At 48.4% G+C, this 13320-nt stretch carries 12 protein-coding genes; 10 read left to right on the forward strand and 2 right to left on the reverse strand.

What is annotated here, in order from left to right:
• The first annotated feature begins 80 nt into the window (after positions 1–80).
• Positions 81–2150 carry a YecA family protein gene (locus tag M3630_RS23745; protein WP_251253737.1) on the forward strand — a complete coding sequence of 690 codons (2070 nt, stop codon included), beginning with the start codon at positions 81–83 and terminating at the stop codon, positions 2148–2150.
• Positions 2151–2221: 71 nt separating this feature from the next.
• Here the strand turns inward: M3630_RS23745 and M3630_RS23750 are convergent, their stop codons facing one another.
• Complete coding sequence (locus M3630_RS23750) at positions 2222–3439, reverse strand: MFS transporter (protein WP_221868813.1); 1218 nt, start codon at positions 3437–3439, stop codon at positions 2222–2224.
• Positions 3440–3660: 221 nt separating this feature from the next.
• Between M3630_RS23750 and M3630_RS23755 the strand changes: the two genes are divergently transcribed.
• From M3630_RS23755 to M3630_RS23795, 9 genes are all read left to right on the forward strand, one after another.
• On the forward strand, positions 3661–4614 hold the full coding sequence (locus M3630_RS23755) for a carbohydrate kinase family protein (protein ID WP_251253738.1): 954 nt from the start codon (positions 3661–3663) through the stop codon (positions 4612–4614).
• Between the two features lie 57 nt (positions 4615–4671).
• Positions 4672–4809, forward strand: a complete 138-nt coding sequence (locus tag M3630_RS23760; RefSeq protein ID WP_007717021.1) for a hypothetical protein — start codon at positions 4672–4674, stop codon at positions 4807–4809.
• A gap of 230 nt (positions 4810–5039) precedes the next feature.
• On the forward strand, positions 5040–6488 hold the full coding sequence (locus M3630_RS23765; RefSeq protein WP_251253739.1) for an LCP family protein: 1449 nt from the start codon (positions 5040–5042) through the stop codon (positions 6486–6488).
• A gap of 175 nt (positions 6489–6663) precedes the next feature.
• Entirely contained in the window at positions 6664–6978 is a 315-nt protein-coding gene (locus M3630_RS23770) for a hypothetical protein (protein WP_007717017.1), read from the forward strand.
• A 75-nt stretch (positions 6979–7053) separates the two neighbouring features.
• On the forward strand, positions 7054–7524 hold the full coding sequence (locus M3630_RS23775; RefSeq protein ID WP_251253740.1) for a hypothetical protein: 471 nt from the start codon (positions 7054–7056) through the stop codon (positions 7522–7524).
• Between the two features lie 147 nt (positions 7525–7671).
• Positions 7672–9675 (forward strand): FAD-dependent oxidoreductase, encoded by a 2004-nt coding sequence (locus tag M3630_RS23780; RefSeq protein ID WP_251253741.1) that lies wholly within the window; start codon positions 7672–7674, stop codon positions 9673–9675.
• Positions 9676–9840: 165 nt separating this feature from the next.
• Entirely contained in the window at positions 9841–10137 is a 297-nt protein-coding gene (locus tag M3630_RS23785) for a hypothetical protein (protein WP_173612308.1), read from the forward strand.
• 73 nt (positions 10138–10210) lie between these two features.
• Positions 10211–11059 (forward strand): YtnP family quorum-quenching lactonase, encoded by an 849-nt coding sequence (locus M3630_RS23790; protein ID WP_251253742.1) that lies wholly within the window; start codon positions 10211–10213, stop codon positions 11057–11059.
• 230 nt (positions 11060–11289) lie between these two features.
• On the forward strand, positions 11290–12525 hold the full coding sequence (locus M3630_RS23795) for an MDR family MFS transporter (RefSeq protein ID WP_173612284.1): 1236 nt from the start codon (positions 11290–11292) through the stop codon (positions 12523–12525).
• On the opposite strand, the gene M3630_RS23800 is transcribed toward M3630_RS23795, so the two are convergent.
• Entirely contained in the window at positions 12517–13305 is a 789-nt protein-coding gene (locus tag M3630_RS23800) for a GDSL-type esterase/lipase family protein (RefSeq protein ID WP_173612285.1), read from the reverse strand. The two genes, M3630_RS23795 and M3630_RS23800, sit on opposite strands and share 9 nt — an antisense overlap.
• Between the last annotated feature and the right edge of the window lie 15 nt (positions 13306–13320).

Consider the following 13320-nt stretch of genomic DNA (forward strand, 5'->3'; position numbering starts at 1 on the left):
GAGTAATGCGGTAAAATAGGGGGATTGTGCATGATTCCCCGCGCATGCCGCGTGGGATGGAAAGGAGATCCAAACCCTCTATGTCGGTAGGAAGAAACGAACTGTGCCCTTGTGGGAGCGGAAAAAAATACAAAAAATGCTGTGGGGTTGTTACTCCTATTACGGAGCTGCGTAGCCGCCACGAGCAAAAGCTGCAAAAAGAATACGCTGGCTGGGTCGAAAGACTGAATCATTTTGTCGGCGCAAATGTAACCAGCGAGACGATTCAAGAAGCACGCAATCGTTTTGCCGAAGAAGTAGGCTTGACCCAAGAGAGCGTCGCACGTCCTGAATGGGCTGCCCATTTCTTCAACTGGTGTGTATTGGACGTCAAAACAGGTGGAAGCACGCTGCTTGAGAACTATATCAAACAGCATGGACGTCGGATGGAGCCTGATCTTCGCCGTGCGTTTGCTGGATTGCACCTGAATGTTTATGAAATCGTGGAAGTGGAGCGTGATGTCATCACGGTTCAACACCCGATTTCGGAAGAAAAACATTATCTGCTTCGCGCCAATACGTTGAATGTTGTCCCTGGACAATTGATCGTAGGGCGCCTGCTGAATCTGGGTCTGCGTGATATGCTCTTCTCTGGCAGCATCATCTTGCAGCCACATGTCAAGGAAAGCCTGCTCGAGTGGTTACAACAGCATCCAGAAGTAGAAGCTGCGAAGACAGATACGGGCAAGAGAAGCTATACGACAGAGCTGTATCATTTCATCGTTCAATTTGGTGAAGCGGCAAGCGAGTCGGAAGCGCCGAAGCAAGAATCGCTTCTGCGTCGTACCTATGCTATGCCAGACCGTAAACAGCTATTGAAAGTAATCGAGTCGAATCCTTCATTTGAGCTGAAAAAACGGGATGGTGCACGTGAGATATGGGTATATGCGACACGCAAGGAAGAGCATTTGTTCCCGAATTTAAAGGATGCCTTGCTGGAGCTATACGAAGTACAAGCAGAAGTGATTTTGCAGGATGACAGCCTGATTCTGGAAGGGTATGCACCGCAGTTGGATGAAGTCGCAGAGCTTTTGCTGCTGCTTGCATTTGAGAGCGAAGAGGAGATCCGCGTTCTTACTTCAACGGGCTCTCGTTTATCCAAAGGAACTCTGTTTATCACGAGTCAGCCTACCTTGCCACCAAAAGTGTTGCAGTGGGCAGTCCAAACTTATTTTGCTGAAAAATGGCTGGTTACTTCCCATGAACAGCTCGATGATTTGGCTCCGCTCTTGGTTGCGGCTACTGAAAACGAGGAGCTGCATGAAAAACTCCACAAACTGATGGAGCAAATGGAACAGGATCATAAAGTTGGACAAGGATTGGCTCGCTTTATCCGAATGGACATGCTTCGTCCTCGTCTCTCGTTGTCAAATGACAGCCTGCATGTGCATAACCTGCTGCGCCGTCCGTTGATCGAGGGATTGCCGGAGAGTGTGTACACTGTACATCCTGACAGACTTGCGGACATCAATCGCTTCGTGCAAGAGATGACCGATGGCAAGTCGGAAGCAACCGTCAAAAAGTATGATGAGGTCATGAACAACTTCCGTTCATTCGTCAGAGGAGCGTTTGGCCCATCTTTCACATGGGAGCAGTTGCGCAGAGAGGACCTGGTATACTTCCTCGTCCACGACATTTTCACGCGCACGGACGCAACGACCAAAACATTGGGAACCAATCTGATGTCTGTTTTGACGGCGTTCTTCAAGTGGCTGGATAAGCAAGGACCATACACGCTTTATCCTGTCATGCAGCCACTGTTCGCCGAGTTGAAGGAAACATTGCCGGAATCCTATCGCTTGCGTGGTGTGCTGGAAAAAGAAGCGACTCAAAATCTTTACAGCAACACGGTGGCGCTCAAAGATATCACGGAAGAATCCTTGCTCGTGCAAGAGATCACTGCATCTGGTTGTACGGCAAAACGTGCGAATGGCGAGACAATCAAGCTGTCTATTGGCGTTGATTGGGGTACTATGCTGTCAGCAGATTGGATGATCCATGGCTTGTTCGGTCAAGGTGAGGACGGTACTTGGAGACTGTATGGTACGCCTGAAGTGTATCCGCCAGTCATTGCCCAAGTGCTGGGCGCACCAACAGGTGTATTGGTCTAGATTCCCTAACATGAAGCAAACCCGAGGATGTGTGTCCTCGGGTTTTTGTTTTGACTTTTTATTGGCATAGATTAGTGAGCCCATTCGCGGAGTGTTTTGTCTTTCGGCAAGAAAAAGCCCATAAACCCGATCAACGGGAGGAACGAACATAACAGAATGACAAAGCTCAGACTGTAGAGATCGGCGAGATAGCCGAATACGAGAGCGCCCATGCCTCCCATTCCGAAGGCAAGTCCGATAATCAGCCCGGATACGGTACCGATTTTGCCAGGCAATAGCTCTTGGGCATATACGACCGTGACGGAGAAGCTGGAAAGCATGATAAAGCCGCTGATCACCAGCAATGGAAAGGCCCAAAAGCCGGAGACGTAAGGGGTCAGCAATGTCAGCGGCAGTGAACCGAGTGTGGAGAGGATGAGCAAATTCCTTTTTCCGAACCGGTCCGACAGCGGTCCACCAAAAAATGTCCCAATCGCTCCTGCGAAAAGAAAACCAAAAATGACAAGCTGTGCGTTGGCATAATCCATATCTTTCACATACATCAAATAAAACTGGTAAAAGCTTTGATAGCCAGCATTCATCCAGGAACGCACACTGACGATGACAATCAGGAGGCCGAGAGCAATCAGCCGCTTGTTTCGATTGGTATACGTGAGAGGTGCGGCAGTGGCCTTTTTCAAACGCTGTTGTCCACGATACCAGAGCGCAACATAGAGCAAGATGCCGCTAGCTAATAGCCCGGGCAGCAGAAACCAGGCAGCTCCTGTCTGTCCCAGGTTCGCAAAGACCAAGATCGTCATCAAGGGAGCGAGTGCTTGACCAGCATTTCCCCCAACTTGAAAAATAGATTGCCCCAGCCCTCTGCGAGGACCAGATGCCAAGTGGGCGAAGCGTGAGGCTTCTGGGTGGAAGATGGCTGAACCAATTCCAACACAGGCGACTGCTGCCAGTACGAAATAGTAATTGCCAGAGAAAGCGAGTGCAAGCATCCCCAATCCCGATACGATCAACGCCAGAGGTGGCAATAAAGGGATCGATTTGCGATCGGAGAAGTAACCGACGAATGGTTGCAAAACAGATGAAGTAAGATTCATGACGAGCAAAATCATTCCGACTTGTGTAAACGTTAATGCTAGATTCTTCTCTACAATAGGAAGCAATGCAGGGATGACTGCTTGCAAGCTGTCGTTTAACAGATGCGCAATGCTAATGGCAAAGAGCATGCGATAGACAGTCGGTGCCGCAGTCCCTGCAGGTGTAGATTGAATGGGTGTCGATGAGGCACTCATGTCAGTTCATCCCCAACCTTTCTTTCGTAACTTACTTTTTCATTTTTTTCAATGTAGCACGGATTCTACAGGACGTCATCCATGAATGCTGGGAATATGATGGTTGGATATAAAGGATTTGATCTGTCAGGAAGTTTTTAAAAAGGTAGGTAAAAAGGAAGACGCTGTCGAAAAAAGAGAGAAGCACAATGGACTAGACCATGAGCAGAAGGCTAGGGGGAATGCTGGAAGGTATAACAGAATACTGGCTATGCGTGGGTGGAGCCAATGTTGACGTGCAGGGAGTCACTTCTGCCAGACTGTTGCCCGGAACAAGTAATCCGGGTGAAGTGCATCAAGCGGCAGGCGGCGTAGCTCGAAACGTGGCGGAAAATCTGGGATGGCTAGGAGAAGAAGTGCAGCTGTTTGCTTTGGTTGGAGAAGATGCAGATGGCGAGTGGTTAAGACAGGTCACAGCAAGTAGTGGAGTGGCTACCCATGGCATGATGCGAATCGCAGGGAAATCGACTGGGCGCTACTTGGCTATTCGTGATCGTGATGGTGAATTGTACACGGCTGTCGCTGATATGGAACTAAATGAAGAGTGGCCAGCAGAGATTGTCCAGCAAGGTCTTAAGTGCTTGCCTCAGGCTGCAGGCTTGTTTCTTGATGCCAATCTTCCTGTCGAGGTTATGCGGGCATTTTTGGCGGAAGCGAGGAGACTCGACAAAAAGGTCATCGTAGACCCTGTTTCTGTGAAAAAAGCAGAAAAATGGAAAGGGTTGCTTGAAGGCGTTCATATACTAGTCGCGAGCATTGATGAACTGGAAGTGTTAGGTGGCCAAACCCTTCATTCCTATAATGATGTAGAAGTATGCGCGAAAAAATTGGTTGCTGAAGGTATTCATCAGGTCATGGTCATTTGTGGGGAGGCAGGGCTGTGGCTGTGCACTGAACGGGAGGAAAAATGGCTTGCTGCCCCGGCTATGCCGATTCGAGAGTCTGCGGGAGATGCGTTTGCTGCCGGGATCATTTATGCGCAAAACAAAACGTTGTCCCTTGCAGAACAAGCAGCCTTCGGCGTTGCTCTGGCCGAAATGCGAACAAAAGGAAATGGACGATACGATATCGATGTCCTTTTGGCACGAAAAGATTACTATGCCGCTAAAGAAAGAGAGTTCCTCGACAGGGAATGAAAATACATAGCTTGACGTACACTACCCGTTAGTTGGTACAGAGGAGGAGTGTATGTCATGGAAAAGAAATCGAATGATGTGAACGGGAAACAAGAGAGCCATGTTCGACAGGGCGGAGATTCACACCGCTCCAAAAACAAACGTCCTGAAGGTCCTGTGCAGGGATTTAGTCAGGCACCACGCGGCTTGCAATAAGCCAAAAATGATATGTGAAACTAAAGTCCCCCTTATCGACAAAAAGATGGGGGACTTTTCGTTTAAAGGAACATTTTTCTACAAATGCAGACAACGTTATGGTACAATACCTGAATCAGAGTATTGCCAACTGAAGAAAAAAGTGGTGCATATTGTCGAGTGGCACAATTCAAAATCGTGCCTCCCTTTACTTTGTCAAAAAGCGTGCGCGAACAAGGAGACTGATTCATATGCCAGATACTGTTGTGAAAACACGCGCTTCAGCTTCTCGAAAGAAACAGCCGAGCCGTAGTCGAAAAATACGTAAACTCGTGGTATCCTTCACATTGATCACCTTGCTGCTGGTTGGTGGTGTGGCTGGAGCAATTTATTGGAAAATTGAAGACACTCTGACGGAAGTAACGAGCCCTACAAACAGTGGATTTACTTCGCCAGTATCCCAAAATGTCGATCCTGTTTACTACTCGGATAAGCCAATGTCGTTTGTATTGCTTGGTTCTGATTCCCGTCCTGAAACAGGTTCCATGAATACAGACGTAATGATCGTGGCAGTTGCTAACCCGAAGACAAAGAAAGTTACCATGGTATCGATTCCGCGGGACACACGCGTCAAAATCCCAGGCTATCGCGACTACCATAAGATCAATTCTGTCTATGCCAATGGCGAAGCAGAACGCAGGCAAGCAGAGCGCAATAACCAGACGGTTACCGAAGATGGTATTTCTTTAACCAAGAAAACGTTGAATGAAATACTGGGTATCCCAATTGAGCATTTTGTAGCCATTGATTTTGATGGTTTCAAAGCGGTCATTGACGAATTGGGTGGAGTAGAAGTCAATGTGGATCGCAGACTGGTATACGATGATCCAACTGACGATACACACATCAATCTCCAGCCAGGACTTCAAAAATTGAATGGCGAGCAAGCACTTGGTTATGTTCGACATCGTCATGACAACCGTGGAACGAAGTACTATTCCAGTGACTTCGACCGTAACCGCCGCCAACAAGAGGTCATTAAGGCTGTCGTGGACAAAGCGGCTTCTCTTGAAGGCTTGACGAAGATATTTAACGTTATGGACGTAGGTGCCAAGAATATACATACCGATCTTTCCAAAGATCAGATCAAAGGATTGGCCTACGATTTCAAAGGATTTAATTCCTCTACGGTCACTGCATTGGATAATGGGGCATATTGGCAGGGAGGATATACGTATCTCGAAAAAGAAAAGCTCGAGTCTGTTCGCAATTCCTTGCAGTCAGAGATGGGAGTGACCGGGAGTGCAGTAGCGTTTAACAATTCCCCGATACTCGGTTCTGGTGAAGCGGTTGCGACAAGCAACAAAAAGAGCGTTAAGAAGAAAACGACAGAATCAGCTACGTCAACGTCAGCGAAACATAAAACGGAGGCTCCGAAAGAACAAGAGCCGACAAATTCAACAGGCAATCAAGATGGTTCAACAAATGAAGGTGCAATGCCGCCACCTGATGTCGTAAACCCAGAAGGGCAAGGTCAGTCGACAGATCAAGGTCAGGGAGCACAGACGCCTGCGACTGATCCAACCCAAACTGTACCAACAGGTAATAACGGCAACAACTCTACTCCACCGCCGGACATCCCGCCGTCCAATCAGGATGCTGGTCCTTCAACTACAGATGGTCCGAGCACGAACTCCTAACAAGTACGAAAGCACCCGTTCATCACGAGCGGGTGCTTTCGTACTTGTCGATTCATATAAATTTTTAAAAATTCGTTTATGGAAAAGGTTTAGAAAACACCAATTTCGTGGTACAATAATAATATGCTGATAAGACAGATTAATCAGATAATTATTACTGACTGGAGGGATTTCTATGACGATTTTCTTGGTGAACCTGTTCTTGGTGATTGCTTTTGTGTACCTGATCAGCCGCCAACAAAATGAAGAGTTTGTGTACGATGAAGATTTTTTCCTCCAGAATCCTTCAGCTTTGGAAGAATATCAGCAGATGCCGATTGATTTCCAGCACGCCTTTTTCCGCAAGCATAAAGAGTGGATTAAGGAAAAATATATGCGCGGAGAAAGCTACATTTTAGGCTACTGTCCAAACAAAGAAGTACGTCGTGCGTGGCTGTCAGAATTCATGAATCAAAAAAATATGAACAATACACCGACCCCTTCCTCGTGAAGGGGTTTTTCGCATCTGTAGAAGTCGTGCTATACTGCTACGAGAGGATATCGTGAAACAGGAGGAAAGAAGTACGTGCTACAATTTATGGTGGAAAAACTAAATCAACAGTTACATATGCATGGAATGATCTCAGATATCGTTTTGCGCTCTGATCATTCTTTGTTGGAAGAATCGGAAGGGCAAGAGGTTCTGATCACATTTTCCGAGGCGGAGAACGAGAAGCAACCAACGGCTACCATTCATTTGTTTCCACTTACGGAAGAGGACAGCTGTGAAATTGAGGTGGAAATTGTCTATCCTTATTGCTTGCAAGATGAGGAGATTCAAAAATTATGGACGCAAGCAAAAAGCTTGGTAGCTGAGTGCTCGCTGACCGAAAAGCGCCGCTTTGTGGAGTCTGGCATACAGGCAGAAGCGAATGTCGTGCTGGATTATCACTTTGTCGTGCAGATGCCGCAAACAGAAGAAGAGGATATGGCATTTACAGAAACCATCGCCAGGTTTTCCGGGGATTTGGGGATGCTCGTCAAACTCGGCACATAAGAAAATAGGTTGTACATAAGGAAAACTCAGGCGTAATGTCCTGAGCTTTTTGCATGAAAGGCGAGTAGGGAGGAATATGAGGAGGAGAGAGAGAATCGTATAGATAATGAAAATGAATGAGCATTCACTCGTTGGGAGGCGTTTAACGTGGAACTTTCAAAAGTATGGGAACCGATTCAGATTGGTTCGATGACGTTGCCAAATCGGATTATGATGGGGTCCATGCACGTTGGATTTGAAAAGCTGCAGAATGGTGTAGCGCGCCTTGCTGCCTTTTATGCAGAGCGTGCAAATGGAGAGGCAGGTCTGATCGTGACTGGAGGGGCTGCCGTACATCCAGAAGGCGGCATGGGCGACGAGTATTGCAATGTATACCAAGACGAGGATATCGAGAAATTGCGCCTGATCACGAAAGAGGTTCATCAAGCCAATGGAAGAATTGCGTTGCAGCTGTTCCATGCCGGGCGTTATGCGTACAAGGAAGCGACAGGATTAGACCCGGTAGCCCCATCGCCATTGCAGGCACCGATTAACCGTTGGAAGCCGAGAGAGTTACGCGCAGAGGAGATCGAATCTAAGATCCAATGCTTTGCTGATGGTGCCGTCCGCGCCAAAAAAGCTGGTTTTGATGCCGTAGAAATCATGGGTTCGGAAGGATACTTGATCAATCAATTTTTGTCCCCAGTGACCAATAAACGAGAAGATGAGTGGGGTGGGGACTTTTTACGCAGAGCACGTTTTGGCATTGAGGTGGCTAAGCGTGTCCGCCAAGCAGTGGGACCGGATTATCCAATCATCTACCGTATGTCGGGATTGGACTTGATGCCAGATAGTACGACGATGGAAGAGACATTGCAATTTGCCAAAATGCTGGAGGAGGCAGGTGTTGATGCTCTCAATATCGGAATTGGCTGGCACGAATCACAAGTACCGACGATTGGCATGATGGTGCCGCGTGGAGCATATGTATGGGTAGCCCAGCAAGTCAAGCAGGTCGTGAACATCCCGGTTATCGCCAGCAATCGAATCAGCGACGTACGTCAGGCTGAGAAGATTTTGTATGAAGAATGCAGTGATATGGTTTCGATGGCCCGTCCATTTTTAGCGGACCCGTATATCGTTCAGAAAAGCAAAGAAGGACGCTTTGATGAGGTAAATACATGTATTGCTTGCAATCAAGCTTGTCTCGACCATATTTTTGATGGGAAGGTAGCCTCCTGTCTGGTCAATCCTCTCGTCGGCAGAGAAGCAGAGTGGCAGTTGGTTCCGGCGGAAAACCGCAAGAAGGTAGCTGTAATCGGCGCGGGTCCTGCCGGCTTGGAGGCAGCTCGTGTGCTGGCTGAACGAGGGCACCAGGTGGTCATCATGGAGGCCAAAAAACAGATCGGTGGACAATTAAACTACGCCAGACAGGTGCCTGGCAAAGAGGAATTTAATGAGACGCTTCGCTATTATCAGACAGAGCTTGCGCGTCTTGGTGTCGAAATCAGGCTGGGAGCACTGGCAGAGGCAGAAGCCTTGATCGAAGAGGGCTTTGCAGAAGTTGTGGTGGCAACGGGAGTCATTCCACGGCGTCCAGAGATTCCAGGTATGGAGCTCGGACATGTGAAGGGATATGATGCGGTATTTGAAAAGCGAGCCAAGGTAGGTAGACAAGTGGTCATCGTCGGTGCGGGAGGAATCGCGTGTGATTTGTCCCATTTGCTGATGCACGACGAAACGATCTCACCGAAGGCAGCGGAATACTTGCAGGAGTATCGGATTCTTGATGGAAAAGCTGTACAGCAACTACAACAGCGAAAACGAAAAATCAGCATGCTGCGGCGTGGGAAGCATGTCGGATCGGGCTTGGGCAAGACGACGCGCTGGGCAGTTCTCGCCAACCTGAAGAAACGTGGCGTGGAGATGCTGACACAAATTGAATATAGCCGGATTGCAGAAGAAGGGGTATATTTTATTCAGAACGGCGAGGAACGCATGATACCCGCTGATACGGTCATTGTAGCGGCTGGAGCGACCTCCAACAATGCGCTATACCACGCATTGCTTGATCGGCTGCCTGTGCACCTCATAGGCGGGGCGAAAGAAGCGGGAGAGCTCGATGCCAAGCGAGCTATTTTGGAGGGTGCGACCGTCGGAAGAGCGATTTAAGGTGCTGAAAAGATTTTCTATTTCGAAAACAAGGCGAATCGGATATGATTAAGAAAAGTATGTCGTCTTTTTAGAAGTTTTGTCGAATCGCTTTTCAACCACCGCTAATTTTTGCAAAATGAAGTTATACTGTTCAAATTCATTTGATTGGGGGCTCTCGCCTTGATGAACCATAATGGCATTCTCTTAGGGAAACGTTACTTCCTGTACTCGTTAGCACCGTTAGTAGAGGTGGAGGGATGGACGTTTACGATAGCCCCGGGGTTTAAGTTGATCGCGGGCGGGAGTGCCAATCCATTACAGACATTAATCAGCGTTTACCGAGAGACTGAAAAGGTAGCGCAACTCGTGCTTCATCATAGACGAAGTGATTCAGATGTCACAGTGCAGGCTGTATCGAGTGATCTCCTGTTAGAAATCGCCCCGGCGACTAGAACTGTAAGTGTAGCAGAAAAGCTGTAGGCACCCTGAACGGGGTGCTTTTCGCTTTCGAACTTCAATCATCATTCCGAGCAATCGAGGAGGCGTCAGGATCATGATAGGGAACGAATGGCAGGTAGGTCAGTTTCAATTGTCTTGGCTGAGAGGGGGGCTCACGAAGCTGGATGGAGGCGCCATGTTTGGAGTGGTGCCCAAGCCGCTATGGAGCAAAAGATACCCATCGAATGATCTCAATCAAATCCCTTTGCGTGCCGACCCGATCCTGGTACAGGCTCATGGCAAGCGTATTTTGATTGAATCAGGTATGGGGAATGATCGGCTAACGGAAAAACAGAAGCGCAATTTTGGCTTGGAAGAAGAGTCTCAAGTGGTGGAATCCCTTGCCGCGAAAGGGTTGACTCCTGCCGATATTGATATTGTCATCATGACACATATGCACTACGATCATGCCAACGGACTTGTCTCTATACGTGAAGGACAACTTGTCTCTACATTTCCAAAAGCCGTCATCTACGTACAGGAGCAGGAATGGGCGGAGATGAGAGAGCCGAATGTTCGCTCGAAAAATACATATTGGGAAGAAAACTGGCGTCCGATTGAGAATCAGGTGAAGACGTATGGAGCTTCGCACGAAGTTGTGCCAGGAATCACGCTTCATCATACAGGTGGTCACAGCCAGGGACATGCTATCGTCCGGATGGAGACAGAGGGGCAGGTGCTTTTGCATCTGGCGGACATCATGCCTACACACGCTCACCAAAATCCATTATGGGTGATGGCCTACGACGATTACCCGATGACCTCCATCTATGCAAAAGAAGAATGGATCATCAACGGGATCAAGCAAGGCGCTTGGTTCACGTTTTACCATGATAGCGTTTACCGCGCGGTGAAATGGAACGAACAGGGAGAAATAATTGATCGTATCGAAGTTGTTTTATAAAAAAAGGATAGGCAAAGACCGTCAGCGTTTTCTGGCGGTCTTTTGCGTTCTCTAGGGTTAGCGTGTCCAACCTTATCGAATTGTTGATTACTCTCATAGAAAAGTTTCATAATCAAAAAATTTTGAATGCTCATTGACGAACGACCATTGCCTCTCTACAATGGGAACATCACAGAGCATCTGTTCTGGCAGAGGTGGGAGCACATAACAGTCGTGGGGAGAGAGAGAAAATGAGCTGGATCAAGATGCGTTTACAGGAGTTTCACCCGATCGTCTGGTCATTAGTCGTCGGGACCGTGTTCGTCCGGGCTGCCAGCTCGATGAGCATGCCGTTTTTGTTTTTATACTTGTCCAATCAAACAGATATGAGCTTGGCAATGATCGGATTGACGATTGGAGCAGGACCGCTCGCGGGTACAATCGGGGGGTTTATTGCGGGAGCATGGTCGGACAGAATCGGGCGCAGGCGAGTCATGCTAGGTGCGTTGTACGTGTGGACACTCGTGTTCGTCGGGTTTGCGCTTAGTAAAGACCCGTGGATTCTGCTTTTGCTCAATATAGCAGGGGGACTCTGTCGATCCTTCTACGAACCGGTCTCACAGGCGCTGATGGCAGATGTAACGCCACAAGAGAAGAGGCTTCGTGTATTCGGTATTCGCTACATGGCGATTAATGTTGGGGTAGCGGTAGGGCCTATCGCAGGGGTAGTGCTTGCGAAAAGCTCTGTCGCTCTACCTTTCTTGGTGACTGCACTGATATATCTCATTTATGTGATTAGCTTGCAAGGATTATTGAACAAGTTCGGCATTAAGCAAATTGAAGGCCAAAAGAAAGAAGTTGTTACATTCGGCCGAGCATTCAGTGTGGTGGTGCAAGATAAAGCGTTTCGTTTGTACATGCTCGCCGGTGTTTTAGGAGCGATTGGCTACTCGCAAATGTCTTCTACGCTGGCCAAATTCGCAGAAATGACGGTCGTGAATGGAACAGAGCTGTTTGCCATCCTGATGACAGTCAATGCGATTGTCGTCGTTGTGATGCAGCTTCCGTTGACGACCTGGGCAGAAAAAAAGACGCCTCTCACCGCCATTTTGGTGGGAAACGCCATGTATGCAGTTGGTGACGTTGGGTATGCCTTTGCCAATTCGTGGCTGATATTCATTGTGGCAATGGTGTTTTTTACGATTGGCGAAATCCTTACATTTACCGCAGGAGACGTCCTGATCGACCGAATGGCCCCGGAGAATATGCGGGGCAGCTATTACGGTGCGAAAAGCTTCAGCAACCTTGGCCAGTTCATCGGTCCGTGGATGGGCGGATTGCTGTTGGCACATTACGGAGGTACGACCTTGTTCCTGGTGGTAGCAGCGACTTCGATGATGAGTAGTGCCTTCCAATGGGCGGGTGCTCGTGCTTTTGAGGCAACCCGGGGCAAATCCTTGAATGAAGCGAGGGTTGAATCACTCTAGGGCTTGCAAGATGCGATCAGCCATCCGTTTATAGCCTTCCGCATTCGGGTGGAAGTGGTCTGTATACAGGTAATTTTGTTCTTTACGCAAGAATAAGTCGTAGGTCGGCACCACGAATACTTGCGGGTATCGTGAGGCGATTTGGGACGCCTGATTGTTCCAATCGAGCACGGGCCCGATGGTGTCGACGGATGCTTCCGTATTGCCAAAAGGGTTGTACAGGGAAGTGTAAACGATCGTCGCGGTCTTGTTAACGCTGCGAATTTGTTTGAGAATCTCTTCATAGTTGACCGCGAGCTTATTAAGAGCCGTGGTCACTTTTTCTTTTTCAATGGTATACAGCCCGCCTGTCTGCCTGAACAAGTCATTGCCGCCGATGGTAAAAAGAATTAGATCGGCTTCAGCGAGGAGCTTCTTCACTTGCTCCTGGGACATTTGCTTGAGCAGCTCAGATGATTCCTGTCCATTTATCGCGAGGTTTGTGAACGTAATCGACTGTCCCGATTTTTTCTCCAATGCTTGGCGAACGAGTCCGACATAGCCTTGGCCGTTTGCGTCTCCGGCACCGCGCGTGAGGGAATCCCCTAGAGCGACTACTTTGTGGACACCCTTTTCTGGTAAAGGAGAGGGTGGCTGCTCTTTTTGCGCAGGTGGGTTAGCTGTGGATGGGGCCAGCTGCTGCGGATTCATCGCGAGGACAAAACCTGTCGCAAATAAGAGAAAGGAGAGTAAAGACAAGAGACCTGCCGTGCGCCAAAGAAATTGGCCGGATGTGCGCATCGGGTATCCTCCTAT

The organism is Brevibacillus sp. MER 51 (assembly GCF_023714195.1).
GTDB lineage: Bacteria > Bacillota > Bacilli > Brevibacillales > Brevibacillaceae > Brevibacillus.